This window comes from Microbacterium oleivorans, from assembly GCF_001691565.1.
In the GTDB taxonomy this organism is placed as follows: Bacteria; Actinomycetota; Actinomycetes; order Actinomycetales; family Microbacteriaceae; genus Microbacterium; species Microbacterium oleivorans_B.
This window is the reverse complement of record NZ_MAYO01000003.1, coordinates 2297077-2322627: the sequence shown is the minus strand read 5'-3', so window position 1 is coordinate 2322627 and position 25551 is coordinate 2297077. Positions and strand designations below refer to the sequence as shown.

Here is a 25551-nt window from a genome sequence, read left to right as displayed (position 1 = left end):
TCGATCGATTGTATCGAGGTCACCCTGGGAGTCGTAAGGGGGTCGCACAGAAAAGGGGCGCCGATTTCTCGGCACCCCTCTTCTGCGGAACGGATCAGAACGTGGCGGTGTCCGGGTCGGCGCCGACGCGCTGACCGCGGTCGAGTGCGTTGATGGCATCGACCTCGTCCGACGTCAGCTCGAAGCCGAAGACGTCGAAGTTCGAGCGGATGCGCTCGGGCGTCGACGACTTCGGGAAGACGATGAGGCCCTCCTGCAGGTGCCAGCGGATGACGACCTGAGCCGGGCTCACGCCGTGGGCCTCGGCGGCATCCGCGACCGCCTTCTCGCCGAACAGGTCGTACTTGCCCTGACCGAGAGGGCCCCACGACTCGGTGTGGATGCCCTTCGGCTCCTGGAACGCGCGCAGCTCGCGCTGTGCGAACGCCGGGTGCAGCTCGATCTGGTTGACGGCCGGAACGGTGTCCGTCTCGTCGAGCAGGCGCTGCAGATGCGGCTGGTGGAAGTTCGAGACACCGATCGATCGAGCCAGGCCGTCGGCCTGGAAGGTCTCGAACTGCTGCCACGTCTCGACGTAGCGGTCCTTGTCGGGGCGCGGCCAGTGGATCAGGTACAGGTCGACGTGGTCGAGCCCGAGCTTCTGGAGGCTCGTCTCGATCGCGGGGCGAGCGGTGTCGCGGCCCTGCTCGGAGTTCCACAGCTTCGTGGTGATGAAGAGCTCGTCGCGAGGGATGCCCGAGGCCGCGATCGCACGGCCGACGCCCTCTTCGTTGCCGTAGACGGCGGCGGTGTCGATGTGGCGGTAGCCGGCTTCGAGGGCGACGCTGACGATGCGCTCGGCCTCGTCGGGATCGACCTGGAAGACGCCGAAGCCCAGCTGGGGAATGGTGTGTCCGTCGTTGAGTGTGAGAGTGGGAACGGTCATGAGGCTCACTTTTCCACCGCCGGATGAGCGATCCCTATGCCTTGACGAATCGCCGCGGATGCGGCATCGGTGCCCGTGTCGAGCAACGAAGGTTGACAACTCGTCGCTCTGTCAACCAAGGTTGCTTCATGGACACTCCCAGCGCGATCGAGGTCGCGAGCGACACGACGGACCCCCGCGCGGGACTCCGCGCCGTCGCATCGCTCCGCATCCTCGCCGACACTCTCGAACTCCGGCAGGTCGAGGCCGCCCTGCGCGGCGGCATGTCGTGGCAGGGCATCGCCGATGCGCTCGGCGTCACCCGCCAGGCCGTGCACAAGAAGTATGCGAAGCGGATCGATCCGACCATCGAGGTCCCCCGGAGGAGAGCATGAGCAAGATGACCACGGCGTTGGGGAACGCGCATCTCCTCACGCGCTACGCGATGGAAGAGGCATCCCGCACCGGCCGCACCGAACTCGGCGTCGAGCACCTGTTCCTCGCCCTCACCCTCGACGAGGCGGATGCCGGTCAGGTCCTGCGAGCGGCGGGGGCGACGATCACGACCGTCCGTGAGGCCGTCGCCGCGGAGGAAGCCGCACACCTCGCCGCGCTCGGCGCAGCGGGGGCTGCCCTCTCGCCCGGCCCCATCGCGGTCGGACCCTCGGCCGGATGGGCGTGGTCTCCGGTGGCCGAGCGGGTGCTGACCTCACCGGGAGACGGGACGAGCTCCGGCATCCTGCGCCGACTCCTCGACGAGCCGAGCGGTGCGATCGAGGCCCTGCTGCGCCGGCTGGACCTGACGATGGACGATCTGCGTGCGCGACTCGATGCCGCCGGCGCGCTGCCGCCGGCGACGACGGTGCGGCGGCGGCATCCGCTCGCCCGGTCTGCCGCGTCGTTCGTCGCCGCACCCGTCCACGAGACCTGGGCGCTCGTGTCCGACCCCGAGCGACTGCCGGAGTGGGAGGAGTCGGTCGGGCACGTGAGCGAGGCACCCGACGGCGGATGGGCCGGAGCGCCTCGCGACGACGTCGAAGCGAAGCCGGCGTTCCGTCACCTGTCCATCTCGCGGACGATGGATGCCGAGGCGCTCCTCGTGACCTGGACGTTCCGCTACCCCGACGCACCGAAGGCGAACGCGCGACGCATCGGCCTGCGTCTGGAACCCGCCGCCGGTGGGACGACGGTGCACATCGACTACTCCTGGGAGCGCACCTACTCGCGTCGACGGAGCGCGTTCGGCTGGGTGATGGCACCGCTCTACCGCGTGGTCCTCGCGATGCAGGTGGCGCGCCTGATGGCGACGCTCGGTGCAGCGGTGCGCTGACGACACGTGAAGCGATTCACATGAATGGAATCTCCTAGCACTCGGCGAACCGCTCGGCAAGCGCTCGTGACGGACTCGTCGGAAGCGCACCATTCAGTCATGTCCGAAACACCCGCGTCCGCGACGGATGCCGCGCTGGCGCGACTCATCGCCCGGTCGGCATCCGGCGACGTCGCCTCTTTCACGCGTCTCTACGACGCGACATCCGCGGCGGCGTTCGCCGTCGCCGTGCGCGTGACCGATGACCGACATCTCGCCGAGCAGGTGCTGCAGGGGGCCTTCGTGTCGGTGTGGAACGAGGCGAGCCGGTACTCGGTTCGCCGGACGCCGCCCCGTACCTGGATCCTGGCCATCGTCCACCGCCACGCCGTGGCGACACTGCGCGACGCCCGGCCTGCGGACGCCGAGGCTCACACCCCGGATCGCACCGCGGCCAATCACCGGGCCCTTCGGAAGCTCCCCGACGAGCAGGAACAGGTCGTCTCGCTCTCCTACTTCGGCGGCCACAGCCAGCCCGAGATCGCCGAGATGACGGGCACTCCCCTGGCCACGGTGAAAGCACGCACCCGCAGCGCGCTCGACCAGCTTCGCGAGGCGGCGCGCCCCCTCTCCGAGTCGGTCGTGCTCCCTTTGACCGGCTCCACCCCGATCCAGCCGCCGCAGACCGGCGCCGTCGCCTGAGGGCCGGCGGAGGCGTCCGCCTCAGACGGCGGCGGCCATCGCGCGCCCCGCGGCGCGCCCCGAGAAGATGCACCCGCCGAGGAAGGTCCCCTCGAGGGCGCGGTACCCGTGCACGCCGCCGCCGCCGAAGCCGCTCGCCTCGCCCGCGGCGTACAGCCCGGGGATCGGCTCCCCCGAGGCGGCGAGCGCACGGCCGGAAAGGTCGGTCTCGATGCCGCCGAGGCTCTTGCGCGTGATGATGTGCAGCTTCACGGCGATGAGGCGCCCATTCTTCGGGTCCGCGATCGGGCCGGGCGTCGCGACGCGCAGCAGCTTGTCGCCGCGGTAGCGCCGCGCCTGCCTGACAGCGGTGACCTGCGCGTCCTTCGTGAACGGATTCGTCATCTCGCGGTCGCGGCCCTCGAGTTCGAGGCGCACGCGATCGATGTCGAGCAGAGCGGATGCCGCCCGCATCCGCTCGAGCAGCTGCGGAACCGTGTCGGCGACGATGAAGTCCGCGCCGCGCTCCGTGAACGCCTCGACGGGTGCCGTCGCCCGGTCGCCCTTCAGCCGCTGCGCGAGGAGTCGCACGTCCTTCCCGGTGAGGTCGGGGTTCTGCTCGCTGCCCGACAGCGCGAACTCCTTCTTCAGGATCGCCTGGTTGAGGACGAACCAGCTGTGGTCATGACCTCCCCTCACGATGTGCTCGAGCGTGCCGATCGTGTCGAACCCCGGGAACAGCGGGGTGGGCAGGCGGTGTCCGGTGGCATCGAGCCACAGCGACGAAGGCCCCGGCAGGATCCGGATGCCGTGACTCGGCCACACCGGGCTGTGGTTCTGGATGCCCTCGACGTAATGCCACATGCGGTCGCCGTTGATCAGGTGGGCGCCGGCGGTTTCGGCGACACCCAGCATCCGTCCGTCGACGTGTGCGGGTACGCCCGAGAGCATCGCCTCGGGCGCGCGTCCCATGCGCGCGGGCCACTGCGCGCGCACGAGGTCGTGGTTGCCGCCGATGCCGCCGCTCGAGACGAGGACGGCGCCGGCGCGGAACGAGAACTCGCCCGTCTCGTCGCGGTTGCTCGGGGCGCCGCGCTCGGCGGAGTCGGGCGCGAGCACGGCGCCGCTCACACCGACCACCGCGCCGCCGTCGACGTCGAGCCGGTCGACGCGATGGCGGAACGCGATGCGTGCGCGGCCGGTCGCCACCCCCTCGAGCACACGACGGACGAAGGGTTCGAGGACGCCCGGACCGGTCCCCCAGGTGATGTGGAACCGCGGCACGGAGTTGCCGTGCGAGGTCGCCCGGTCGCCGCCGCGCTCGGCCCATCCCACGACGGGGAAGAAGCGGATGCCGCGCTCCCGCAGCCAGGCGCGCTTCTCGCCGGCGGCGAACTGCAGGTACGCCTCGGCCCACGCGCGGGGCCAGCGGTCCTCGGGGCGGTCGAAGCCGGCCGAGCCGAACCAGTCCTGCCGGGCGAGCTCGAGCGAGTCCTTCACGCCGAGGCGGCGCTGCTCGGGCGAGTCGACGAGGAACAGGCCGCCGAACGACCACCACGCCTGCCCGCCGAAACTCGCCTCGGGCTCTTGCTCGACGATCAGCACGCGTTTGCCGGCGTCGAGGAGCTCGGATGCGGCGACCAGCCCGGCCAGTCCCGCTCCGACGACGATCGCGTCCGCGGCATCCGTTGTCATGCGTGCGTCCCCTTCGACGTGCCCGTCTGCGGCGACGGGCGCTGAGGAGACTCTAAGCCGACGCGGCTGCGCGACGGTGCCGGGCGACGGCGATGATCGTCGTCACGACCACGATGAGGACGGCGGCGACCAGCCACGGCCACACGTCGATCCGGAAGCCCGCGTACGTCGTCGTGTACGACTCGCAGAACGATTGCCCGGGCTCGGACGAGTCCAGGCAGCGCCCGACCCCGATGACCGGGGCGAGGACGATCGTCGCGAGCAACAGAGCGACGCCTCCCCACAGCACCGCGCGCCCCGGCGACCCCGCTCTCATGGGCCGATCCCACCACATCGGCCGTGCTCGCACCAGGTCCTCGTGACGAATGCACGACCGGCGGTGCGGGTGTTGCCTGCGCAGCCCGATGAGGCTTCTCGCGCACCAGTCGTCGTGCGGATGTCACCGCTAGAGGCTGAACCCGCCGTCGCTCGTGAGGACCTGCCCGACGATCCAGGCGCCCTCGGCCGTCGACAGCCAGCCGATGAGCGCGGCGGGATCGGCCGGGACGCCGACCCGGCCGAACGGCGTCGATCCGAGCCACTCCTCGAGTGCGGAGGTGTCGCGGTCGGCGGTGTCGGGGTCCATGTAACCCGTGTGGACGGGGCCGGGGTTGACGGTGTTGAGGACGATGCCGAGTTCGAGCAGTTCCGCTGCGACGGTGCGGGTGATGCCCGCGAGCGCCGCTTTGCTCGTCGCATAGGCGACCTCGCCGCGCATCGCGCCGTGACCCTGCCCCGAGGTCATCCAGAACACGCGACCGGTCGGCTCCGCGTACGGCTTGGCCCCCTCGATCGCGTCGCCGGGACGCCGCTGACCCGACTGCGGCGGCGCCAGGCGTCGGGCGAACTCCGCGGTGAGCAGCAACGTGGAGCGGGTGTTCGTGTCCCAGAAGGCGTCGAGTCGGTCCGCGGTCATGTCGAGGATGCTGCCGTCATCGCCGCTCTTGGCGTGGTTGCAGACGAGGATGTCGAGGTGTCCGGTGAGTCCGGACGCGGCGTCGATGAGGCCGGGTAACGCCCCGGCATCCGTCAGATCCGCCTCCACGTCGCCGAAGCTCGCGTCGCCGACGAGGGCCGAACGGATGCCGGTGCGCACCGCGTCGAGGTCGTCCCCTCCCCACGGCTGGTCGAGGTCGTGCGGCCGCCAGTGCTGCACGAACACGCTCGCGCCGAGCGCGGCGAGGCGCGAGGCGACCGCGAAGCCGATGCCGCGGCGGCGGGAGACGCCCGTGATGAGGGCGGTCTTCCCTGCGAGGGGGAGGGTCATCGATTCGGCCTGACGGTGAGGGACTGGACGACGGAGCCGACGACGCCGCGTTCGTCGTGGAGGACGGTCTGGGTCATGCCGAGGCCGGTCGCCCCGAACGTGACGGTCGTGTCGAAGCCGATCCAGCCGTGCTCGGGCGTGCGCACGAGGTGGAGCGTGAGGTCGAGGTTCGGGAACGCGACGTCGCGCGGATCGGCGCGCGGGGTGACGCCGTTGGCGATGTCGACGAGCGAGACGAGCCGGGCGGTCGTCGACACGGGCTCGCCCTCCAGGAGCGGGACGGCGGGGAGGATCCAGGTCTGCGCACGGCCCGGGGCCTCCTGCCGGCGACGCACCTCGCCGACGGTCGCGATGAACTCGCCGGGCCAGGCCGACGACGGATCTACGGGCTCGATCGCGTCCCGTGGGGGCATCGCGGGATGCGCGGTTCCTGCGAGCGCGTCGGTGTCGCGCGTGTGCATGAGCCAGGCGCGGGCGCTGAGCGCCGGCCGGCCCGCCTGTGCGAGGGTCGCCTCGACGAGCTCGATGCTCCGCCCCGGGCGCAGCACGCGGCAGGTCACCTCGACCTCGTCGATCGGGATCACCCCGAGGATGTCGACCGACAGCCGCGAGAGCTGCATCGGCTGCGGGCTGCGCGCCGCGTGATCGACCTCGATCGCGTGGGCGAGCAGGCCGATCGGCGGGGCGACGTGCTGTTCGGTGACGTTCCAGGCTCCCCCCGTGAACGTCGTCGGCTGGAACCTGGTCGCGTCGGTACGTTCAGAAGCGGTGCGTTCGAAGTAGGCGGGCACGAGTACGGATGCTACCGCCGCCGGAGTCAGCGCCGCAGGAGCTTCACGACCCCCGCGAGGGCTGCGACGCCGGCGACGGATGCCGCGGAGTAGAGCCCGCGCCGGTGCCGCAGTGCGCGAGTCTGGATGCTCTCGCCGCGCGCCCGGTCGTCGAACGCGCCGTGGGCTCCGTGATCGCCGGGGACCGGCTCGTAGAGGTTCGGCGGGGTCGTCGACGAGCCCTTGTCCTCGGCGAACTGGCCCTCCCACGCGTTCTTGGCGAGATACCAGTCCATGAACCGTCCCGCGACCCGGGTGCCGAGGACGAGACCGACGGTCGACTCGCCCACCCAGGTACGACGACGGGGTTTGTCGGCGACGTCGCCGACGGCGCGCGCGCCGACCTCGGGCTGGTAGATCGGCGGGACCGGCTGCGGGTGCTCCGAGAAGGGCGACTTCACCCAGCCGAACTGGGTCGTGTTGAGGGCGGGCATGTCGACGATCGAGACGGCGACAGCGCTCCCCTCGTGCGTGAGTTCCGACACGACCGAGTCGGTGAACCCGTGGACGGCGTGCTTCGAGCCGCAGTACGCCGCCTGGAGCGGGATGCCGCGGTGCGCGAGAGCCGAGCCGATCTGGATGACGTGGCCACGGTCACGCGGTCGCATGCGCGTCAGCGCGGCCCGGGTGCCGTTGACCGTGCCGAGATAGGTGACCTTCGTCGCCCGTTCGTAGTCCTCGGGGGTCGTGTCGAGGAACGGCGCGATCGACCCCGACATGACGTTGTTGACCCACAGGTCGATGTCGCCGAGTTCCGCTTCGACCTCCGACGCGGCGGCGTCGACGGCGGCGTGATCGGCGACGTCGACGGAGACACCGTGCGCACGGCGGCCCTTCGCGCGCACCTCGGCGGTGGCGGCATCCACCCCGTCGCGGCCACGGGCGAGGACGGCGACATCCCAGCCGCGATCGGCGAGTTCGCGGACGATCGCGCGACCGAGTCCAGCGCTGCCGCCGGTGACGACGGCGACGCCTCGGGATGTGGTGCTGCTCACGGCGACTCCTCCCGCGGGGCCCGACCGGGCGTGATCAACCCGAGGAGTCGAGCTTCGACCGCTGCGGCCATCATTCGGTGCACGGGTGCATCGAGGTATGCGGTTGCCACGGGTGCGGCGATGGGGTACGGGGTCGCATGCGCATCGCGCCCCGGAGCGCAACCCCGGGCCGCGGCATCCGGAGGCGGGTTAGCGTCCGGGCATGAAGAGCTCAGAGATCCGCTGGAACGACGAAGCACGCGCCAAGATCCTCGACGACGCCGACCGAGTGCTGCGAGAAGCGGTAGTCGACCTGGCCGGGTCGGGCAAGGAGATGACCTCGGACGAGGCATTCGCCGCGCTGACCGGGAAGCTGAAGGACCAGTTCATCGACTGGGAGCCGGGTCCCGACCTGCGCACCTACGCCGACGCCATCGCCGACGGCGAGGTCGAGACGGACGCGGAGTAGAGCTCACCCGACGAGCGGTGCGACGCCCGGATAGTCGTCCATCGCGACCGGTTCCCACGCGTCGATGACCTCGTCGAGGATGAACCGCCCGGCCTCGCGCCACATCTCCACGATCTCCTCGGCGGGAATGAGGTCGAGCTCGGTCCGGGTCAGCAGGCGGATGTCGGTGGACTCCCCGTCTTCCGGTTCGCCCGCGGGCTCCTCGCCGGTGACGAGGGCGTAGAGCAGATCGGTGTGGAAGTGCGCCGGGTCCGCGGTCGTGCAGGCGGTGGACGACATCACCGGGACCGGGTGGGCGGCGGCATCCGTCACCTGCCGGATCCGGACGCGCGGCTGCAGCACCCGCACCTGTGACGGCTGATAGCCGGATTCCTCGACGAGCTCGCGCAAGACCGCTGCCCACGGCGTCTCGTCGCGCTCGATGTGCCCGCCGAACATCATGAGCTTCTGCACTCTGATGTGCAGGTGGAAGCTCAGACGAGGCTCGGGCCCGTCAGTGCGGACGATGAAGAAGCTGACGGTCGCGTCATGGTCGCCGGGGCGGGTGTGGAGGTGGGGCATGAGTCCTATTCGGGGTGGGGTGCATTCCAGGATGCCGCGAGCGGTGGCACCCGACGCACCGCGATGGTGAGATTACGCAGTGAGTGATGACGAGCAACTGGACGGCACAGAAGTTCTGCCCCTCGAGCGGACGGTGTCGCCCGACACTCTTGCGGCGCTCAGCGGCATGTCCCGGAAGGAGTTGGAGCGCCTGTCGGGGCGCGTTCAGGATCGCTGGTACGACCTGTGGGTCGGCGACGCCGAACCGCCTGCACTCGACCAGAAGGTCATCAGTGAGACCCGGGCCGCGCTCGCGGGATTCGACGACGGCGCGCCGTTCTTCGATGTGACGAGCGTGACCCCGGTCTTCGATGCGGTGGCCGAGCGGCTCGACCCTGTGTGGTCCGTCGATTCCCGCGCAGCAGAGGAGCTCTATCTATCGCTGTGGCTCGGCGTCGGGGAGCTCGCCACACGTACGCGAAGGTCGTGGCTCTCTCGCTTCAGGAACGCGACGGGTGACCCAGATCGCGCGTGAACTCCTGAGGTGCGTGGCGGATTTTCAGCCCCCACTGATAATGAAAGCTTTCTCATTTTTCGGGCTGTTCATATCGTGTGGTTTGGGTGGATTTCGGGATCCGGATGTCGGAGGTGGGTGAGAGAGTGCAGGTATGACGGACGCAGCGGAAACCCCCGATGGTGAGGCGTATCTCGCCGCCGTCACGGGGATCGTTGCGGACGTCGAACGTGTCGGCCGGCAGGTCGCCGCGGGGCAGATCGCGGAGCTTCGCGTGCTCGCCGCGGCGGGACGGTTGGCCGAGGAGCAGGGTGGGCACCCGCACGTGAAAGTGCGGCTGAGCGACATGGTGCTCCGGTCGATCTCGGCGGAGGTCGGCGGCGTGATGCGCGTCGCGGACCGCACCGTGCAACGCCGCATCGGTGAAGCCCGGATGATCATCGAAGGATTCCCCGCCGCGGTCGCCGCGTGGGAGGCGGGCCGGATCGTGCGAGGTCACGTGCTCGCGATCGTGGATGCCGGTGCGAACCTGCCCGCAGAACTGTGGGCCGAGTTCGAGAAGGTCGCGATCGAACGCTGCGAACGCGACACCCCGAACCGGGTGCGAGGTGAGTTGGAGATCCTCGCCCACCGGATGCACCCCCGGTCATTCGCTGAACGGCATCAGGAGGCCGCCGCGGGAAGGTGTGTCCGACTCGTTCCGGGGCGGGACGGGATGAGCGACCTCATCGCGACCCTCCCGACCGTGATCGCCGAGGGGATCCACGACCGGCTCACCCAGCAAGCGCGGGCGATCGTCGACACCCGCGCAGAGCGCGCCGATGCGCGCGGCGGTATCGGGGTCGCGTTCGGGGGGACCGCCGCGAAGCACAGCGACGGCGACGGCGAGGGCGACGGCGACGGCGACGGCGACGATGCCGCGACGGTCATCTCAACAGATCAGCGGTCGACCGACCAGGTCCGCGCGGACGTGTTCACCGACCTGCTCCTCGCCGGCACACCCGCGTTGGACGACACCCGCGACACCACCGCCGGCCCCCTCGGAGCCATCCGGGCGCGGGTTCAAGTCCTGGTTCCCGCGGCGACGCTCACCGGTGCGGATGACGGGCCCTGTGACCTGACCGGCCGGTCCCCGATCGACCCGGCGACCGCCCGCACACTCGCCGGCGACACCGGAGTCTGGGAGCGCCTCTTCCACGACCCCACCACAGGCGTCACCGTCGCCACCGACTCATACCGCGTGCCGTCCGGAATGCGCCGGTTCCTGCAGGCCAGGGATCAGCACTGCCGGTTCCCCGGATGCCGCATCGCCGCCATCCGCTGCGAAGTCGATCACACCCACGATCACGCCCTCGGCGGCAAGACCGAACTCACCAACCTCGCCCACCTGTGCCAACGACACCATTCGATGAAGCAATTCACCGCATGGCGAGTCCGACAACTCACGGGTGGAGTCCTCGAATGGACCTCACCCCTCGGCAGGACCTACAGAGAAGACGCACCCACCCCGGCCGTCGCCTTCACCCCTGCCGAAACGCACCCCGGAGACCCCGCACCCTTCTGAGACGGCGCCGAACCGCGCGCCCGCGGCCACGCGCCACCAACCCGCGACCGAACCACGTACGAGCGACCACGAGCGACGACGCGGACCCTGGCTCCCGCACGGGCCGCGCTCAGCGCACGCGAGAACGCCGCGCTCGGCCCACACAGGAACGCCGCGCCCCGCGCTCAGCCCACACAGAAACGCCGCGCCCCGCGCACGCGAGACACCCGCGCCCCGCGCACGCGAGAACACCCGCGCCCCGCGCACACAGAACTCCTGCGCCCCGACTACAGCCCGAGCGCCCGCAGGTAGTCGTTCAGGAACGCACCGCGCGGGTCGAGCGCGCGCTGCAGCTGCACGAACTCCGCCCACCGCGGGTACAGCTCGGCGGGATCGCGCGGCGTGAACACCTTGCCCCAGTGCGGCCGCGCGCCGAAGGGGGCGAGCGCCGCTTCGAGCTCCGGCAGCACCTCCGCGACCCCGGCCTCGTCGTCGGTCCACGTGAAGTGGAACGCGACCGAATCCCGACCGGAACTCGGCGACAGCCACAGGTCGTCGCCGGCGATCGTGCGCACCTCGCACACCTGCAGCACGGGCTTCAGCCGCTCGGAGAGCTCCCGCACCGCGTCGAACGCACCCACCGCGTCGGCGAACGGCAACAGGAACTCGGACTGCAGCTCCTCGCCGTTCGACGGCGTGAACTCCAGCCGGAAGTGCGGCAGCCGATCGAGCCAGCGGCCCGCCTTGCCACCCTGCACCGTGCACGACGCCGCCGAGACGCCGGGGAGCGGATGCCGGGCGCCCGACGCCTGGCGATCGCGCAACGCCGCGGGGATCGGCGTCGCCGCGGCATCCGTGCGTTCTTTGCGCCACACCTGGTCGACGTACATGCCGTCGCGGAACGTCGTGAAGAACGAGACGCTGTAGGCCGATCCCGCGATGACGTCGAAGTTCTTGCGGACGGCTTCGAGCGGCACGTTCTCGTAGACCGTCTGCGCGACCTCGTAGGTCGGCTCGATCGCGAGTTCGACCGTCGTCACGATCCCGAGCGCACCGAGACCCACGACCGCACCGGCGAGCGCGTCGTCGCGATCGGTCAGCTGCATCAGCTCGCCGGTCGAGGTGACGAGCTCGAGACCGGTCACCGCAGCGGCGAGCGAGCGGTTTCCCACACCGGACCCGTGGGTCCCCGTGCTGACCGCACCCGCGACCGAGATGTGCGGCAGCGACGCCAGGTTCGCGAGCGCCCACCCCTGCAGGTCGAGCTCCTGCGCGAGTTCGCCGTAGCGAACGCCGCCGCCGACGCGCACCCGCTTCTGCGCGGCATCCACCTGGATCGGCAGGTCGAGCTCGGCGGTCGAGACCAGCGTCCCGCCCGTGTCGGCGATGCGCGTGAAGGAGTGCCGCGAACCGAGCGCTTTCACCGAATCGGATGCCGCGACCACCTCGCGCAACTCGTCGACCGTCTTCGGCGCGACGTACCGTTCCGCCGTGTAGCGGATGTTCCGGGACCAGTTCTCGCCTGCGCCGTCGCTCATGTGAGCCAGCCTACGGGCGCCCGAACCACGCGGCTCGGGTCAGCCCGCCATGCGCGGGTCCTCCGTCGGATCGAGGTACTGGCTGGGGCACCCCTCGGTCGCGGCCTCGGGTCGGAGTTCGAAATGCCAGGGCTCATTGACGTAGATCCGACACAACCCGAACTCCGCCCCGTGGAGATCCAGCCAGTAGGCACCATCGAAGGGGCCCACATCGACGGCGTCCCCCGAGACGTGCGCCGACGTCTCGGAAGTCGCCACCCACCGAGTCGCTTCCTCCAGGGATCCGTACGTCTTCACCGCATCCCGGAGCAGCCGCTCCTGCAGCTCCGGCGAGCGCCACCCGCTGTTGATCCGGAGCGTGACATCCTCGCCCGCCGCCCGATCGGATGCCGCTGTCAGCGCCGCCCGCAGGTCGGCGTCGAGCCGCGCAACAGCCGGCACATCCGTGTCGTGGACGGTCGTGTCGTCGGGGACCTCGCCCTGGTCGATCGGTGAGAGGACGGAACGGATGCCAGGGCCTCCGACCGATCCCTGGGCGGCGCACCCGGCGAGCACGACGGCCAGGGCGAGGAGGACAGCAGCAGGGGCGGCGGATTTCATACCCCCATCCCACGGGCCCCGATGTTGCGAGGGCGTACGCGGAAATCCATACGCCCGCGATACGACCCGCTTCGTACGATCAAGGGGTGCGTGTGCTGATCGTCGAGGACGAACCCCTGATGGCGGGAGCGATCCGCGACGGCCTGCGCCTGGAGGCGATCGCCGCCGACATCGCGGGCGACGGCGACGCCGCACTCGAGCTCCTCGCGGTCGGCTCCTACGACATCGCGATCCTCGATCGCGACATCCCGGGTCCGTCCGGGGACGAGGTCGCACGCTCGATCGTCGAGTCCGGCAGCGGGATGCCGATCCTCATGCTGACCGCCGCGGACCGGCTCGACGACAAGGAATCCGGATTCGAGCTCGGCGCCGACGACTACCTCACGAAGCCGTTCGAGCTGCGTGAACTCGTCCTGCGTCTGCGCGCCCTCGACCGCCGACGCGCCTCGGTCCGTCCGCCTGTTCGCGAGTACGCCGGACTGCGCGTCGACCCCTTCCGCCGAGAGGTCTACCGGAACGGCCGCTACGTCGCGCTCACCCGCAAGCAGTTCGCCGTCCTCGAGGTACTCGTCGCAGCCGAAGGCGGGGTCGTCAGCGCGGAGTCGCTGCTGGAGCAGGCCTGGGATGCCAACGCCGACCCCTTCACCAACGCGGTGCGCATCACCGTGTCGGCGCTCCGCAAGCGACTCGGCGAACCCTGGGTGATCGTCACCGAGCCCGGCGTCGGGTATCGCGTCGAGGCGTCCCCGTGACGCGGCCGCGGGGACTCAGCGCCCGCATCACGCTCACCCTGAGCTACGTCGGGCTCGTCCTCGTCGCAGGCGCGCTCATCCTCACCGTCGTCTGGCTGTTCCTCCTGCGGTACGTGCCCGACGAGCCCCTCTTCACCGACACGGGCTTCGCGCCGAGCCAGCGCGACCTGCTGCGCGCGTTCGCCGGGCCAGCCGGCGCGGCGATGGTCGCCCTGTTGATCATCGGCGCGGTCGGCGGCTGGTTCCTCGCGGGCCGGATGCTCGCACCGCTCGACGCTCTCACCGAGGCGACCCGCCGGGCGGACGCCGGCGACCTGTCGACACGGGTGCGTATGGCGGGCCGGCAGGACGAGTTCCGCGAGCTCGCCGACTCGTTCGATGGGATGCTGCAGCGCATCGAATCCCAGGTCGAGGAGCAGCGGCGGTTCGCCGCCAACGCGTCGCACGAACTCCGCACTCCGCTCGCGATCACGCGAACCCTTCTCGACGTGGCGCGGGCGGATCCGGATCGCAACGTCGACGACCTGCTGGGCCGACTCGCCGCCGTCAACGAGCGCGGCGTCGATCTGGTCGAGGCCTTGTTGCTCCTCGCCCGCGTCGACCGAGGCGGCTTCCCGCAGGCATCCGTCGACCTGTCCCTGCTTGCGGAAGACGCCGTCGAAACCTTGCTGCCTCTCGCTGAAGCGCGCGGCGTCGAGCTGGTCGTCCATGGCGGGGAAGCGACGACATTCGGATCGTCGAGCCTGCTGGGACAGGTCGTGCTGAACCTCCTGCAGAACGCCCTGATCCACGGCGACGCGACCGGACCCGTGACGGTCACCACGCACCGCGACGACGGCGGCGCCGTCCTGATCGTCGAGAACGGCGGCGATCGCCTCGACCCCGCCCTCGTCTCGACGATCGCCGAGCCGTTCCAACGCGGGACCGCCCGCATCCGCCGTTCCGACCACGAGCGGAACGGACTCGGACTCGCGATCGTGACCGCGATCGTCGGCGCGCACGGCGGCGAGCTCGCGCTCGCAGCACGGTCAGTCGGCGGCTTGCGCGCGACGGTGAGGCTGCCGGCGCACGGCTCCTAGTCGCGCGAGGTGCCCACCGTCGGGATCGCGCCCGTCCGCTCGGCGATCTTGCGGTCGCCGCGACGGCGTCCGTAGCGCGCGACGAAGAACAGGATCGTCCCCACGGCGACGTACCCCGCCGTCGCGAGCCAGACCGGCCACTCCTGCTGCGTGAGCAGAACGATCGAGGCGATGATCGCGAGGATCGGCACGATGCGCGGAACGGAGAAGTGCGTGTGCTCGACCTTGTCCTTCTTCAGCACGAGCACGCTCACGTTCGCCGTCAGGAAGACCAGCAGCAGGAGCAGCACGGTGGTGTTGGCGAGGGTCGAGATGTCGCCGACGACCGTGAGGAGCATCGTGACACCCGCGACGACGATGATCGCGACCCACGGCGTGCGCCGCTTCGGGAGGACCTTGCCGAACGCATGCGGCAGCAACTCGTTCTCGGCCAGTCCGTACGCGACACGGCTCGCCATGACCATGAACAGCAGAGCGCCGTTGGCGATCGCGACGAGGGCGATGAGGCTGAAGAGCCATCCCGGGACGGCGAGACCGCTGGCCGTGACGACCTCGAGCAGGGGACCCGTCGAGGTCGCGAGCTTCGTCGGCTCGACGACGATGACGGCGCCGATCGCGATGAGCAGGTAGACGACGGCGGCGGTCAGGATCGCGCCGAAGAGCGCTCGCGGGTACGCCCGGGAGGGGTTCTTGACCTCTTCTGCCATGTTGGCGGCGGCCTCGAAGCCGAGGAACGAGAAGAACGCGACGATGGATGCCGCGAACGCCCCCTGGAGCGGCGGTACGTCCGGGGCGAACTCGAAGATGCGCGACGGCTCGCCGCCGCCGCTGCCGAAGACGATCGCCGCGATCACGATCACGATGACCAGGCCCGAGACCTCGATCATCGAGGCGACCATGTTCGTCGCGAGCGACTCCTTCACACCGCGCAGGTTGATGAGGGTCAGCAGAGCGATGAACGTGATGGCGACGGGGATCGGCGGGATGTCGACCAAAGCGGTGAAGTAGTCGCCCGCGAATGCGTTCGCGAGGGCGGCGGCCGTCGTGATCCCGGACGCCATCATCAGGAAGCCGACGAGGAACGACAGGAACGGGATGCCGAACGCCTTGTCGACGTACCGGGCGGCGCCTCCGGCGTGCGGGTACTTGGTGATCAATTCGGCGTAGGTGCCGGCGGTGAGCAGCGCGACGACGAGGGCGATCAGCAGCGGGAGCCAGATCACCCCGCCGACGTCGGTCGCCATCGTCCCGACGAGCGTGTAGATGCCCGCGCCGAGGGTGTCACCGACGATGAACGCGAAGAGCAGCCACGTACCGACCGCGCGCTTCAGACCGGGCTTGTCCTGCACAGGGGAAGCCGACGTCTCGTTTGTCATCGCACCACTTCAACGAACATGCGGGCTCGGCGCAACCCCTTCTGCGGACCGGTCGAACGTGCCTACGCGGCGGCCGGCGCAGGTGCGGCGACCTGATCCTGCAGGTGCACGGCGTCTCGCAGGACATCCCGAAGCGCAGCCAGCAGGAGTGCGGCGGCGGTCCCGACGGCGAGAGCGATCACCACCAGGAACAGGACGAACGGACTCCCGGCGCCCGCGCCGCCGATGACTCCGCCTCCGACGATCACCGTCAGCATGCTCGCACCGACGAACGCGATCATCGTGTCGACCCAGCGGAAGGATCCGTCCTCGAACAGCCGCCGCTCCCCCGCAAGGGAGAGAAGTCGCCAGAGACACAGCAGCGCTCCCTGCACGAACAGGAGCAGGAGGTCGACGAGGATGACCCCCGGCAGCCGGAGCCCGGCGAACTCGGGGGCGAGTTGCGCGAACCCGCCGGCGACGTCGGGGACGATCCACGCCTGGGCGACGACGATCCCCGCGAGCAGGCCCGCGAGTGCACACTTCGAGAGCACGATCATGAGACTCCGATCTATCGATAGTCGATATATGTATATCGATAAACGGCGGTCTTAGTCGACCCCGCGTGTGAATCGGCACGGCAGGATGGGGGCATGACCACGCCCGCCGCCTCGCGGCATCCGTTTACCTCGTTCTTCCGCGGCGTCGGCGACCTCGGTCGAGGATTCGGCTTCTGGGCACGCCTGCCCGGCCGAATGGCGCTCGGGCTGATCCCGGCCGTCATCGTCGGCCTCCTCCTTCTCGCCGGGATCATCGCGCTCGTCGTCTTCCTGCGCGACATCGTCACGACGCTCACGGGGTTCGCGGACGGATGGTCCGATGTCGCCGCGTCGCTCGTACGGTTCGGTATCGGCGCGGGGATCCTCGGCGGTGCGATCGTCCTGGCAGTGGTCTCGTTCACCGCTCTGACGCTTCTCGTGGGCGATCCCTTCTACGAGCGCATCTGGCGCTCCGTCGAGGAGCACCTCGGCGATGCACCGGTCGAATCGGACTACGGGTTCTGGCGTTCCCTCGGCGACAGCATCGGGCTCATCCTCCGCGGTCTGCTCGCGGCGATCGCCGCGGCCCTCCTCGGACTGATCCCCCTCGTGGGCACGGCTCTCGGCGCCGTCGTCGCTGCCTTCCTCACAGGGTGGCTGCTCGCCGACGAACTCACCTCGCGGGCCTTCGCCGCACGGGGGCTGGATGCCGCGGCCCGCCGTCGCCTGCGGAAGGGCCACCGCGCGCGCGTGCTCGGGTTCGGCGTCGCCACCCAGCTGTGCTTCCTCGTGCCACTCGGGGCCGTCATCGCGATGCCCGCCGCCGTGGCCGGTTCCACGGTCCTGTCGCGCACCCTCCTCGACGGACGAGCCGTCACGGGTCAGACTGATCACTCGGCAGCGCCCACCGGGCGCAGAAACGGAGCACGATGCGCCTCGTCCCCTTCGGTCCCACCGATCGCCAGGCCCCGAACATCGTCGCCGGCATGATGCGCATCGAGGAGATGTCCGACGAGGCGATCCGGGCGCTGTACGACGCGTGCCGCGCGAGCGGCGTCGACTTCTTCGACCACGCCGACCTGTACGGCAGCAGCCGCCACGGCTGCGAGCGCCGCTTCGCCGAGGCGCTGAACCTCGGCCCTGCGGAGCGCGATGAGATCACGTTGCAGACCAAGACCGGCATCGTCGCCGACGACTGGCACTTCGACCACTCGTACGAGCACATCGTGGCGTCCGCCGAGGAGTCCCTGCGGGCCCTGAACACCGACCGCCTGGACGTGCTGCTCCTCCACCGCCCCGATGCGCTCGTCGAGCCCGAGGAGGTCGCGCGCGCGTTCGACCACCTCGAGTCGTCGGGCAAGGTCCTCGCCTTCGGCGTCTCCAACCACACTCCGCGCCAGATCGATCTGCTCAAGACCGCGGTGACGCAGCCGATCGTCGCCAACCAGGTGCAGCTGTCCGTGACGCACTCGACGATCGTCGCGCAGGGGCTCGCTTCGAACATGGCGGGCGAGGACGACTCGATCACCCGCGACGGCGGCGGTCTCGTCGACTACTCGCGCATCAACCGCATCACGCTGCAGGCCTGGTCGCCGTTCCAGAAGAATTTCTTCGACGGCGTCATCTTCGGCGCCCCCGAATACGCCGAGCTGAACGAGCTGATGGACCGGCTCGCAGCGAAGTACGATGTCACGCCGACCGCCATCGCCACCGCCTGGATCACGCGGCATCCCGCCCACATGCAGGTCGTCCTCGGCACCACGAACCCGCAGCGCGTCGCGGATGCCGCCGCCGGTTCGGACATCCCTCTCACCCGACCCGAGTGGTACGGCCTCATCACCGCCGCAGGGCACAAGGTCCCCTGAGCCGCGTGGCCGAGTACGTCATCGAGGGCGGCCGCATCGGCGGCATCCCGGATCTCTACGAGGAGCTGAATCGGCTGTTCATGAGCGGAGAGGAGTGGCGCCTGGGCGCCAGCCTCGACGCGCTGGATGACCTGCTCTACGGCGGGTACGGATCGCTGGCCGAGGATGACGCCGTCCGGGTCGTCTGGCGGGATGCCGCCCGCAGCCGGAACGCGCTCGGCGTCGCCGAGACCGCGCGATGGCTACGCGCGAAGCTCGCGCAGCCGGGTATGTTCCGGGCCGATGACCTGCAGCGGCAGCTCGACGACGTGCTCGCCGGCGCGGGGACGACCTACTTCGACCGTGTGCTCGAGGTGTTCGCGGGCCATCCCGGCGTGACGCTCGACCTGCGCTGAGTCAGGCCTCGCGACGCGTTTTGATCGTCGCTCCGGCGCCGAGGAAGACGAACGCGGCGGCGACCTGAGCGGCGCTCCAGATCGGGCCCGAGAACTCGAACGGGATGACCGGGTTCCACACCACCGCGATCGCCAGCATCGCCGGCATCCACCACCAGTGCTTCGCCTGGAACGCGAACCATCCGATGATGATCGCGAAGATCGTCGCGACGAAGCGCACCGTGAGGAACCAGTCGCTCTCGATCAGCGCCGGCGCGACGAACAGGACCGCGGCTGCGAGGAGGCTCGGCGCGAGGGCGTTGCGCTGGTACGTCGCGGGCGTCGGCTGCGTGCGGCTCACGGGGCTCCTCAGGACGGGGGTGTCGTTCCAGTCTGACGCACGCGACGGGCACGCCAGGCGAGCACGGCGCCGCCCACGATCGCGGCGACGACCGAGCCGGCGAGGATGCCGATCTTCGCGTGATCGTCCTCGAGCGATCCGACGCCGTACGAGAGTTCGCCCACGAGCAGCGCGACGGTGAACCCGATGCCGGCGAGCAGGCCGACGCCCACCATGTCACCCCACCGCAGCTCGAACGTCCGCCGGACCGCGGGGATGCGCGTCAGCAGGAACACCGCGAGCAGGATGCCGATCGGCTTGCCGAGGACGAGGCCGACGAGGATGCCGAGGGTCACCGGATCGGCGAAGGCAGCCGTCAGCCCCTCCCACCCGCCGACCGTGACGCCGGCCGAGAAGAACGCGAAGATCGGCAACGCGACGAGCGTCGAGATCGGCCCGAAGCGGTCGGCGAAGTGCGCCGTCAACGCATCGTGGATGGGGGAACCGTCGGCATCCGTACCCACCTCGACGCGGGCGCGCGGCGTCACGGTCGCCGGCACCATGAACGCGAGGACGACGCCCGCGATCGTGGCGTGCACGCCGGAGGCGTGAACGAAGCCCCACGTGACGATCGCGAGCGGCATCAGCACCCACCAGTGACGGATGCCGCGCCGCACCGCGACGGCGAACAGCACCAGCGGAACGACGGCGGCCGCGAGCCACAGCGGTTGCAGGTCGTCGGTGTAGACGGTGGCGATGATGGTGATCGCGAAGAGGTCGTCGACGACGGCGAGGGTGAGCAGGAACACGCGGAGCCCGGCCGGCAGCCCCTTCGCGACGACGGCGAACACCGCGATGGCGAAGGCGATGTCGGTCGCAGTGGGGATCGCCCAGCCGCGGACGGCGTCGCCGGGCAGGGTGAAGGTGAAGGCGGTGAAGATGAGGGCGGGGACGATGACCCCGCCCAGGGCGCCGATCACCGGGACCGCGGCGACGCGCGGCGAGCGCAGCCGGCCCGCCACGATCTCCTCCTTCAGCTCGAGGCCGACGACGAAGAAGAAGATCGCGAGCAGGCCGTCCGCTGCCCAGTGCGCGACGGTGAGGTCGAGGTGGAGGGCTTCGGGGCCGAACGAGGTCTCGCGGACGCCCACGTACCAGTCCGCGAGGGGCGAGTTGGCGAGGACGAGGGCCGCGACCGTGGCGGCCAGCAGCAGGATGCCGCCGAAGGTGTCGGTGCGGACGGTCTGGCGGATCCCGCGCCAGATCTCGTGCGGTGCCGTGTGGGGTGAAGGGGAAGTGGACATGACGGATCGCTTTCCGCGTCGGTGATCAGGGGTCGCTGAGGGCGCACCGACGAGCGGTGCGGGTCAGGCCGCTGACGGCGGGCAGCCGGCGATCTCGCCGTGCGCGTTGGTACCCCATTCGCTCACCCACCCGTTCGTTCCGGGATGCTGCGGCGCGTTGAGCGTGCGGATGCCGATCGCCGACGGCAGTGCCCGCTCGAGGCGGTAGCGTGCCGTGATCGTCATGCCTCGAGGGTATCCCGTGTGCACTTTTCTGTGACGTTTCGGGCTGTGGGCACCTCCTATCTCCGAGGGCGCAGACCACGCCCTCCGACGCGGCCCCGACGGCACGGCGTCGGACGAGACGACACAGTGAGGGATACCCCCATGGCTGACGAGAAGACCACCACGAGCACCGCCACCACCACGACGCCCAAGACGGCGACGCGCGTCGACCGTGCGGCATCCGCCGCGCCCGCCGGCGACCCGAAGGTCGCGGGCCGGATCACGATCGCCGACGGCGTCGTCGCCAAGGTGGCCGGGATCGCCGCCCGCGAGGTCAGCGGCGTGTACGCGCTCGGCGGCGGCGGAGCTCGCGCGCTCGGCGCCATCCGTGACGCCGTCAACGCGACCGACCTGACGCAGGGCGTCAAGGTCGAGGTCGGCGAGACGCAGGCCGCCGCGGACCTCAAGGTCGTCGTGGAGTACCCGGCGCCGATCGGCCGCGTCGCCGACGAGGTCCGCGCCTCGGTCGCCGGCGCCATCGAGCGACTCACAGGACTCGACGTCGTCGAGGTCAACGTCGAGATCCACGACGTCCACATCGCCGACGATGAGGACGAGCAGACCGAGTCGCGCATCGCTTGACCATGCGCAACACGGCGAAGACTTTTGTCGCCGCCGTCAAGGACGTGGCGCACGACGTGCGCAAGCGACTGAACTGACGGCATCCGCTGCTACGGAATCAGACACACCATCACTAAGGAGTCATCATGGGCTTTTTCGGTTTCCTCATCCTCGGCCTGCTGGCCGGCGCCATCGCAAAGCTCATCCTGCCGGGCAAGCAGGGCGGCGGCTGGTTCGTCACGCTGCTGCTCGGCATCGTCGGAGCTCTGCTCGGCGGCTGGCTCGGCGGGCTGATCTTCGACGTCAACCTCAACGAGTTCTTCTCGCTGTCGACGTGGCTGCTCGCGATCGGCGGCTCGCTCATCGTGTTGCTGATCTACGGCGCACTGTTCGGCCGCAAAGGCGCCAAGCGCTGATCGCGCGGCGGTGGTGTCCGCGGCGGGTCAGCCGGGTAATGCCACCTTCGGGCGTTCTGCGGCGTCGACCTCCTGGATCATGCCCCGCTCCTGCCAGGCTTTCATCGTCCCGGGAGATCCCCATTCCGTCGTGTAGACCTTTCCATCCGGCCAGACCACGATTACGTTGTGCCCTGACACCCAGATGGTGGTGACCTCGACGATGTCACCGTCAGTCAGGATGAAGCGGGTCGACCGGGTCTCTTTGCCAATGGCGTCGCCTGCGTCCTCCGGGTCCCATGCGGTCGTCGGCATGTCTTTATAGCCTCGAAGCCACTCTGCGATCGCCGCCGGATCGTCGATCGTCAGCCGGTCGAGCGTTGAGGGAACGCTGCCCCACGGGTATTCGTAGTACTGAATCTCGGCGACGTCGCTCGCGTCGACCCCCAATGACCGCGTGGTCGTGCCCGCACATCCTGTCAAGAGAAGTAGCGCGATAGCTCCCCACACCAGGATGGTTTTACGTCGTGCCTTCATTTGAGTCGAAACCTTGCTGTCGAGCCCACGGTCGCGCCGTTGAGGATGATGTTGGTGTAGCCGTCCCATCCGTAGTGCGCTATCGGATAGCCGCTATTCGTCTCGCCGTAGGCAACAACCGCATGAGCTCCCTTCTTCTTCTTCTTCCCGAGGGGTAGATCCCCAAACACGATTACGGGATAACCTCCGTCGATTTCCGGAAACAATCCGATCGCGCCGAGTGCCCAGGAAGAGACGTACCCCACCTTCTGCTGCTTCGCATTCCAAGCAAGTCTTTCTTCGATGTTGGGTGCCCAGGTAGCATCTCCCCCTTTCCCCTGCAGGTAGGTGGCAAAGTTCGGGGTCGAGGTCATGTTGGTGCCGCTTCGATACTTGGTAGGCAAGAGCTTCCGAGAGGAGGACCTCGCATGCCAATACCGGGTCACTATCGAACCCGCGACCCACCCGCAGATTCCGGTTGCGTTCTCGTAAATCCTCGAACCCGTGACGTAACCATAATTCGGAACACGTTGCCTGATGTCACCGCTCTTCACGTGTTCCAAGTCGCTGGAAGTTGAGTTCAATGATGCAGCAGGGTTCTTCCAACGAGGGTCCGTTTTCCTTCGCACCGCCTCGACGTCCATCGCTGAGACCACCAGGCGATCGCGAGTCGCCGCGATTTGATCCTTCGTTGCAGCCAGAAGCTCGCGGGAGGACTCGCTGATTCCGGTTCGCAGGTCGACCGCGCGGATGGAGTCGAAGGTGAAGTACTGACCTAGGCCGCCGTACAGGAGGTTGCCCGGAACCCCGTCGAACGGGCTGAGAGCGGTGGGCGACGCTTCAAGGAGGGTCTGTCGCCCAGCATCAACCACCATATATCCACCGCCCTCCACCTCCCACAGCTCGAGGTCGTCCTGCAGGGGTCTCACGTTTAAGGCGCCAGAGGGCAAGTACTCGCCTGCCAACGCCCTGCGCCAATCCTGCTTATCACCATCGACAATGGTGGACGCGGTTGGCCCAGGGCCATGCAGGAGACTCATTCCCGATGCCGCGATAACGGCGGCACCCTGTAAGAATTCTCGACGTCGAATAGTCGTCACGATCTCGTCCCCCCGGAAAAGCCACCATGGCCGCTTCTCGAGACCGTAGTGCGCCGAGGCGTGGGGCGCGAGTGTGGGCCGCAATCGCTGGGCGCGGGTGCGTACGATGGCTCCCCGTGACGAGCCCTGATCTGCGCACCCTCCCGAAGGCCGAGCTGCACCTGCACATCGAGGGCACGCTCGAGCCGGAACTCGCGTTCGCCCTCGCCGAGCGCAACGGCGTGACCCTGCCGTTCGCCGACGTCGACGATCTGCGGCGACGCTACGACTTCGAGGATCTGCAGTCGTTCCTCGACCTCTACTACGCATGCATGGCGGTGCTGCGAACGGATCAGGACTTCACCGACCTCGCTGTCGCCTATTTCGAGCGGGCCGCGGCTGACGGTGTGCGTCACGTCGAGATGTTCTTCGATCCGCAGGTCCACGCCGCCAACGGTGTGCCGGTCGACGTCGTCATCGACGGGCTCCGCGCTGGTCTCGCGGCCGGGCAGGAGCGGTTCGGCATCACCGGCGGACTGATCGCCTGCATCGTCCGCGACCACCCGGTCGCCTCGGCCGAAGCGCTGCTCGACGAGATCGCGCCGCGTGCGCACGAGCTTCTCGGCATCGGCTTGGACTCCGCGGAGGTCGGCTACCCGCCGGCGCTGTTCGAGGGCGTGTTCCGCCGAGCCGCCGAGCTGGGACTGCGTCGCGTCGCCCACGCCGGCGAGGAGGCACCGGCCGCATACGTCTGGGAGGCGCTGCGGCTGCTCGAGGTCGAGCGGGTGGACCACGGCATCCGTTCGATCGACGACCCCGAGCTGCTGGCGCATCTCGCGGAGCACCGCGTCGCGCTGACGGTGTGCCCGCTCTCGAACGTGCGCCTGCGGGCCGTGCCCGAACTGGGCGCCCACCCCCTGCGCGAGCTCGTCGACGCGGGCGTCGTCGTGACGATCAACTCCGACGATCCCTCGTACTTCGGCGGCTACATCGGCGACAACTACGCCGCCGTCGCCTCGCTCGGCTTCGACACGGCGGAACTGGCGCAGCTCGCCGCGAACTCGATCGAGGCGTCTTTCGCGGATGCCGGGCGGAAAGCGGATCTCCTCGCGCAGGTGCGGGAGTGGGCGGCATCCGCCTGATCGAACAGCGCAGAGCCGGTGTAACCGGTTGCCCACGGCCGAACACCGGCTAGGGTTCGAGGATCCGGCCGGGGGGCGGGTGTCAGACTCGACGGATCGAGGCACCGATGATGAACAGGGCGACGGGAATGGCCGCGGCGACTGCGGCCGTGCTGATGCTGGTCGGATGCGTACCGTCAGCCGACGAGGACAGGACGGTCGAGAAGACGCGGCCGGGGCTGACGATCGGCGAGGCGAAGCGCGTGGCGCAGGGCGTCGAGGACGCGATCGTCGCGAAGCTGCCCGAGACGATGGTGTCGTCGGTCGAGCAGAGGGCGACGGGCATCCTCCTCCCCTGCGACGCGGACCGGGGGTACCAATGGACCGGGCGGACCGTGGTCACGTTGACGGAGTCGACCTCGCCGGAGAGCGTGATCGACGAGGTCCTCACGGCGTACGGGGACGATGACGAGTTCCGCCCGCGCGACATCACCGATTCCGTGGGCCCGGCGGTGCAGCTGCTCGGTCCGTACGGCTCGGGGTACATCGTTGGGCGGCGCGCAGCGAACGCGGTGGACGTGGCATCCTTCTCGCCCTGCTTCGTTCTGCCCGAGGGTAGTTCGCCCAGCATCGAGTACTGACCCGCTGCGCTACCCGCCCTCGGCCGTCGGCCACACGTAGGGCAGGTCGTCGGGGTCGTCGAAGCCCTGCGCGCGGTAGTACTCGAGGTCCTTCCGCAGCAGGTTCGAGCGGTGCGAGCGGTGGACGTCCTCGCGGCCGAACCAGGGCGGCATCCGGACCGTCCCCGACCGGTACTCGGCACCGTCTTCGGGGATCTCGTCGAGCGTCGCCAGGGTCGAGGCGCGGGTCGTGTCGGCGAAGCCGCGCCGCACCCATTCATCGACCGTGAGGTCCTGGTAGACCATGAGCGCGGCGCGATGCCCGCGCCACATCTTGACGGCCGGATGGTGTCGCCAGCCGTAATCCGGAATCGTGAGCGTGCGCATCACCTGCAGCGTCTCGACGCGCTGCTTGCCGAGCCGCTTCGTGTCGAGCGCCGCCATGCCGCGGGCGAGGTCGTCGAACGGGACGAAGGTCTGCACG

At 69.5% G+C, this 25551-nt stretch carries 32 protein-coding genes; 15 read left to right on the top strand and 17 right to left on the bottom strand.

Annotation, left to right across the window (positions count from 1 at the left end; all coding sequences use genetic code 11):
• Nucleotides 1-94: 94 nt before the first annotated feature.
• A complete protein-coding gene (locus BBA86_RS14005) occupies nt 95-925 on the bottom strand; it encodes an aldo/keto reductase (protein WP_065572114.1) in 831 nt (276 codons plus the stop codon).
• A gap of 128 nt (nt 926-1053) precedes the next feature.
• On the opposite strand from BBA86_RS14005, the gene BBA86_RS14000 reads away from it, so the two are divergent.
• From BBA86_RS14000 to BBA86_RS13990, 3 genes are all read left to right on the top strand, one after another.
• On the top strand, nt 1054-1299 hold the full coding sequence (locus BBA86_RS14000; RefSeq protein WP_018187697.1) for a hypothetical protein: 246 nt from the start codon (nt 1054-1056) through the stop codon (nt 1297-1299).
• Complete coding sequence (locus BBA86_RS13995) at nt 1296-2234, top strand: SRPBCC family protein (protein WP_065572113.1); 939 nt, start codon at nt 1296-1298, stop codon at nt 2232-2234. The genes BBA86_RS14000 and BBA86_RS13995 overlap by 4 nt, the downstream gene beginning before the upstream one ends.
• Before the next feature lie 99 nt (nt 2235-2333).
• Nucleotides 2334-2915, top strand: a complete 582-nt coding sequence (locus tag BBA86_RS13990) for an RNA polymerase sigma factor (RefSeq protein WP_065572112.1) — start codon at nt 2334-2336, stop codon at nt 2913-2915.
• A 21-nt stretch (nt 2916-2936) separates the two neighbouring features.
• Here BBA86_RS13990 and BBA86_RS13985 read toward each other — a convergent pair whose 3' ends face one another.
• The 5 genes from BBA86_RS13985 to BBA86_RS13965 all read right to left on the bottom strand — a co-directional run bounded on the left by BBA86_RS13985 (nt 2937) and on the right by BBA86_RS13965 (nt 7720).
• On the bottom strand, nt 2937-4589 hold the full coding sequence (locus BBA86_RS13985) for an FAD-binding dehydrogenase (protein WP_065572111.1): 1653 nt from the start codon (nt 4587-4589) through the stop codon (nt 2937-2939).
• A gap of 52 nt (nt 4590-4641) precedes the next feature.
• Nucleotides 4642-4905: a hypothetical protein gene (locus tag BBA86_RS13980; protein WP_141677890.1), complete on the bottom strand. Its 264-nt coding sequence runs from the start codon at nt 4903-4905 to the stop codon at nt 4642-4644.
• A 129-nt stretch (nt 4906-5034) separates the two neighbouring features.
• Nucleotides 5035-5895, bottom strand: coding sequence for an SDR family oxidoreductase (locus BBA86_RS13975; RefSeq protein ID WP_065572109.1), 861 nt, complete (start codon nt 5893-5895; stop codon nt 5035-5037).
• Complete coding sequence (locus BBA86_RS13970; RefSeq protein ID WP_065572108.1) at nt 5892-6686, bottom strand: thioesterase family protein; 795 nt, start codon at nt 6684-6686, stop codon at nt 5892-5894. The genes BBA86_RS13975 and BBA86_RS13970 overlap by 4 nt, the downstream gene beginning before the upstream one ends.
• A gap of 26 nt (nt 6687-6712) precedes the next feature.
• On the bottom strand, nt 6713-7720 hold the full coding sequence (locus BBA86_RS13965; RefSeq protein WP_065572107.1) for an SDR family oxidoreductase: 1008 nt from the start codon (nt 7718-7720) through the stop codon (nt 6713-6715).
• 202 nt (nt 7721-7922) lie between these two features.
• Between BBA86_RS13965 and BBA86_RS13960 the strand changes: the two genes are divergently transcribed.
• On the top strand, nt 7923-8168 hold the full coding sequence (locus BBA86_RS13960) for a hypothetical protein (RefSeq protein WP_065572106.1): 246 nt from the start codon (nt 7923-7925) through the stop codon (nt 8166-8168).
• Between the two features lie 3 nt (nt 8169-8171).
• On the opposite strand, the gene BBA86_RS13955 is transcribed toward BBA86_RS13960, so the two are convergent.
• Nucleotides 8172-8729, bottom strand: coding sequence for an NUDIX domain-containing protein (locus BBA86_RS13955; RefSeq protein ID WP_065572105.1), 558 nt, complete (start codon nt 8727-8729; stop codon nt 8172-8174).
• A 79-nt stretch (nt 8730-8808) separates the two neighbouring features.
• Between BBA86_RS13955 and BBA86_RS13950 the strand changes: the two genes are divergently transcribed.
• Both BBA86_RS13950 and BBA86_RS13945 read left to right on the top strand, forming a co-directional pair.
• On the top strand, nt 8809-9243 hold the full coding sequence (locus BBA86_RS13950) for a hypothetical protein (protein ID WP_065572104.1): 435 nt from the start codon (nt 8809-8811) through the stop codon (nt 9241-9243).
• Nucleotides 9244-9376: 133 nt separating this feature from the next.
• The gene (locus BBA86_RS13945) at nt 9377-10786 is read left to right on the top strand and encodes an HNH endonuclease signature motif containing protein (protein WP_065572103.1); all 1410 of its coding nucleotides are present in this window, start codon (nt 9377-9379) and stop codon (nt 10784-10786) included.
• Between the two features lie 266 nt (nt 10787-11052).
• Here the strand turns inward: BBA86_RS13945 and BBA86_RS13940 are convergent, their stop codons facing one another.
• Nucleotides 11053-12303, bottom strand: coding sequence for an FAD-binding protein (locus tag BBA86_RS13940; RefSeq protein ID WP_065572102.1), 1251 nt, complete (start codon nt 12301-12303; stop codon nt 11053-11055).
• A gap of 39 nt (nt 12304-12342) precedes the next feature.
• Nucleotides 12343-12903, bottom strand: coding sequence for a M15 family metallopeptidase (locus tag BBA86_RS13935; RefSeq protein WP_065572101.1), 561 nt, complete (start codon nt 12901-12903; stop codon nt 12343-12345).
• A gap of 86 nt (nt 12904-12989) precedes the next feature.
• Here BBA86_RS13935 and BBA86_RS13930 point away from each other — a divergent pair, with 86 nt between their 5' ends.
• Both BBA86_RS13930 and BBA86_RS13925 read left to right on the top strand, forming a co-directional pair.
• The gene (locus BBA86_RS13930) at nt 12990-13655 is read left to right on the top strand and encodes a response regulator transcription factor (RefSeq protein ID WP_065572100.1); all 666 of its coding nucleotides are present in this window, start codon (nt 12990-12992) and stop codon (nt 13653-13655) included.
• Nucleotides 13652-14734, top strand: coding sequence for a sensor histidine kinase (locus tag BBA86_RS13925; protein ID WP_065572099.1), 1083 nt, complete (start codon nt 13652-13654; stop codon nt 14732-14734). The genes BBA86_RS13930 and BBA86_RS13925 overlap by 4 nt, the downstream gene beginning before the upstream one ends.
• On the opposite strand, the gene BBA86_RS13920 is transcribed toward BBA86_RS13925, so the two are convergent.
• Together BBA86_RS13920 and BBA86_RS13915 are read right to left on the bottom strand one after the other, a co-directional pair.
• Nucleotides 14731-16110, bottom strand: a complete 1380-nt coding sequence (locus BBA86_RS13920; protein WP_065572098.1) for an APC family permease — start codon at nt 16108-16110, stop codon at nt 14731-14733. The two genes, BBA86_RS13925 and BBA86_RS13920, sit on opposite strands and share 4 nt — an antisense overlap.
• Nucleotides 16111-16172: 62 nt before the next feature.
• Entirely contained in the window at nt 16173-16649 is a 477-nt protein-coding gene (locus BBA86_RS13915) for a DUF2975 domain-containing protein (RefSeq protein ID WP_065572097.1), read from the bottom strand.
• Nucleotides 16650-16742: 93 nt separating this feature from the next.
• On the opposite strand from BBA86_RS13915, the gene BBA86_RS13910 reads away from it, so the two are divergent.
• From BBA86_RS13910 to BBA86_RS13900, 3 genes are read left to right on the top strand one after another with little or no spacing between them, the layout of a single operon-like run.
• Nucleotides 16743-17618 (top strand): EI24 domain-containing protein, encoded by an 876-nt coding sequence (locus BBA86_RS13910; RefSeq protein ID WP_083199605.1) that lies wholly within the window; start codon nt 16743-16745, stop codon nt 17616-17618.
• Entirely contained in the window at nt 17558-18493 is a 936-nt protein-coding gene (locus tag BBA86_RS13905) for an aldo/keto reductase family oxidoreductase (RefSeq protein ID WP_065572096.1), read from the top strand. Before BBA86_RS13910 ends, BBA86_RS13905 begins: the two co-directional genes overlap by 61 nt.
• Nucleotides 18494-18498: 5 nt before the next feature.
• Nucleotides 18499-18888, top strand: coding sequence for a ribonuclease inhibitor (locus BBA86_RS13900; protein ID WP_065572095.1), 390 nt, complete (start codon nt 18499-18501; stop codon nt 18886-18888).
• Between the two features lies 1 nt (nt 18889).
• Here BBA86_RS13900 and BBA86_RS13895 read toward each other — a convergent pair whose 3' ends face one another.
• The 3 genes from BBA86_RS13895 to BBA86_RS14640 all read right to left on the bottom strand — a co-directional run bounded on the left by BBA86_RS13895 (nt 18890) and on the right by BBA86_RS14640 (nt 20736).
• Nucleotides 18890-19228: a DUF6804 family protein gene (locus BBA86_RS13895; RefSeq protein ID WP_065572094.1), complete on the bottom strand. Its 339-nt coding sequence runs from the start codon at nt 19226-19228 to the stop codon at nt 18890-18892.
• 8 nt (nt 19229-19236) lie between these two features.
• A complete protein-coding gene (gene nhaA / locus BBA86_RS13890; protein WP_065572093.1) occupies nt 19237-20511 on the bottom strand; it encodes a Na+/H+ antiporter NhaA in 1275 nt (424 codons plus the stop codon).
• 63 nt (nt 20512-20574) lie between these two features.
• On the bottom strand, nt 20575-20736 hold the full coding sequence (locus BBA86_RS14640) for a hypothetical protein (RefSeq protein WP_189318490.1): 162 nt from the start codon (nt 20734-20736) through the stop codon (nt 20575-20577).
• A gap of 141 nt (nt 20737-20877) precedes the next feature.
• Here BBA86_RS14640 and BBA86_RS13885 point away from each other — a divergent pair, with 141 nt between their 5' ends.
• Both BBA86_RS13885 and BBA86_RS13880 read left to right on the top strand, forming a co-directional pair.
• A complete protein-coding gene (locus BBA86_RS13885; protein WP_065572092.1) occupies nt 20878-21357 on the top strand; it encodes an Asp23/Gls24 family envelope stress response protein in 480 nt (159 codons plus the stop codon).
• Between the two features lie 125 nt (nt 21358-21482).
• Complete coding sequence (locus BBA86_RS13880; protein ID WP_065572091.1) at nt 21483-21752, top strand: GlsB/YeaQ/YmgE family stress response membrane protein; 270 nt, start codon at nt 21483-21485, stop codon at nt 21750-21752.
• 27 nt (nt 21753-21779) lie between these two features.
• On the opposite strand, the gene BBA86_RS13875 is transcribed toward BBA86_RS13880, so the two are convergent.
• Both BBA86_RS13875 and BBA86_RS14480 read right to left on the bottom strand, forming a co-directional pair.
• Complete coding sequence (locus BBA86_RS13875) at nt 21780-22268, bottom strand: hypothetical protein (protein ID WP_065572090.1); 489 nt, start codon at nt 22266-22268, stop codon at nt 21780-21782.
• The gene (locus BBA86_RS14480; RefSeq protein WP_141677889.1) at nt 22265-23212 is read right to left on the bottom strand and encodes a hypothetical protein; all 948 of its coding nucleotides are present in this window, start codon (nt 23210-23212) and stop codon (nt 22265-22267) included. Before BBA86_RS14480 ends, BBA86_RS13875 begins: the two co-directional genes overlap by 4 nt.
• Nucleotides 23213-23463: 251 nt before the next feature.
• On the opposite strand from BBA86_RS14480, the gene BBA86_RS13870 reads away from it, so the two are divergent.
• Nucleotides 23464-24468, top strand: coding sequence for an adenosine deaminase (locus BBA86_RS13870; protein WP_065572089.1), 1005 nt, complete (start codon nt 23464-23466; stop codon nt 24466-24468).
• A gap of 110 nt (nt 24469-24578) precedes the next feature.
• On the top strand, nt 24579-25088 hold the full coding sequence (locus BBA86_RS13865) for a hypothetical protein (RefSeq protein ID WP_141677888.1): 510 nt from the start codon (nt 24579-24581) through the stop codon (nt 25086-25088).
• A gap of 9 nt (nt 25089-25097) precedes the next feature.
• Here the strand turns inward: BBA86_RS13865 and BBA86_RS13860 are convergent, their stop codons facing one another.
• Nucleotides 25098-25550, bottom strand: coding sequence for an MSMEG_6728 family protein (locus tag BBA86_RS13860; RefSeq protein WP_065572087.1), 453 nt, complete (start codon nt 25548-25550; stop codon nt 25098-25100).
• Nucleotide 25551: the final 1 nt, after the last annotated feature.

Coding starts and splice junctions, on each gene's coding strand:
- BBA86_RS13905 (WP_065572096.1), top strand. CDS start 17,558: ATGCGCCTCGTCCCCTTCGGTCCCACCGATCGCCAGGCCCCGAACATC.
- BBA86_RS13940 (WP_065572102.1), bottom strand. CDS start 12,303: ATGAGCGACGGCGCAGGCGAGAACTGGTCCCGGAACATCCGCTACACG.
- BBA86_RS13985 (WP_065572111.1), bottom strand. CDS start 4,589: ATGACAACGGATGCCGCGGACGCGATCGTCGTCGGAGCGGGACTGGCC.
- BBA86_RS13915 (WP_065572097.1), bottom strand. CDS start 16,649: ATGATCGTGCTCTCGAAGTGTGCACTCGCGGGCCTGCTCGCGGGGATC.
- BBA86_RS13865 (WP_141677888.1), top strand. CDS start 24,579: ATGAACAGGGCGACGGGAATGGCCGCGGCGACTGCGGCCGTGCTGATG.
- BBA86_RS13960 (WP_065572106.1), top strand. CDS start 7,923: ATGAAGAGCTCAGAGATCCGCTGGAACGACGAAGCACGCGCCAAGATC.
- BBA86_RS13920 (WP_065572098.1), bottom strand. CDS start 16,110: ATGACAAACGAGACGTCGGCTTCCCCTGTGCAGGACAAGCCCGGTCTG.
- BBA86_RS13935 (WP_065572101.1), bottom strand. CDS start 12,903: ATGAAATCCGCCGCCCCTGCTGCTGTCCTCCTCGCCCTGGCCGTCGTG.
- BBA86_RS13945 (WP_065572103.1), top strand. CDS start 9,377: ATGACGGACGCAGCGGAAACCCCCGATGGTGAGGCGTATCTCGCCGCC.
- BBA86_RS13885 (WP_065572092.1), top strand. CDS start 20,878: ATGGCTGACGAGAAGACCACCACGAGCACCGCCACCACCACGACGCCC.
- BBA86_RS14005 (WP_065572114.1), bottom strand. CDS start 925: ATGACCGTTCCCACTCTCACACTCAACGACGGACACACCATTCCCCAG.
- BBA86_RS13990 (WP_065572112.1), top strand. CDS start 2,334: ATGTCCGAAACACCCGCGTCCGCGACGGATGCCGCGCTGGCGCGACTC.
- BBA86_RS13910 (WP_083199605.1), top strand. CDS start 16,743: ATGACCACGCCCGCCGCCTCGCGGCATCCGTTTACCTCGTTCTTCCGC.
- BBA86_RS13975 (WP_065572109.1), bottom strand. CDS start 5,895: ATGACCCTCCCCCTCGCAGGGAAGACCGCCCTCATCACGGGCGTCTCC.
- BBA86_RS14640 (WP_189318490.1), bottom strand. CDS start 20,736: ATGACGATCACGGCACGCTACCGCCTCGAGCGGGCACTGCCGTCGGCG.
- BBA86_RS13995 (WP_065572113.1), top strand. CDS start 1,296: ATGAGCAAGATGACCACGGCGTTGGGGAACGCGCATCTCCTCACGCGC.
- BBA86_RS13980 (WP_141677890.1), bottom strand. CDS start 4,905: ATGAGAGCGGGGTCGCCGGGGCGCGCGGTGCTGTGGGGAGGCGTCGCT.
- BBA86_RS13875 (WP_065572090.1), bottom strand. CDS start 22,268: ATGAAGGCACGACGTAAAACCATCCTGGTGTGGGGAGCTATCGCGCTA.
- BBA86_RS13880 (WP_065572091.1), top strand. CDS start 21,483: ATGGGCTTTTTCGGTTTCCTCATCCTCGGCCTGCTGGCCGGCGCCATC.
- BBA86_RS14000 (WP_018187697.1), top strand. CDS start 1,054: ATGGACACTCCCAGCGCGATCGAGGTCGCGAGCGACACGACGGACCCC.
- nhaA (WP_065572093.1), bottom strand. CDS start 20,511: ATGTCCACTTCCCCTTCACCCCACACGGCACCGCACGAGATCTGGCGC.
- BBA86_RS13955 (WP_065572105.1), bottom strand. CDS start 8,729: ATGCCCCACCTCCACACCCGCCCCGGCGACCATGACGCGACCGTCAGC.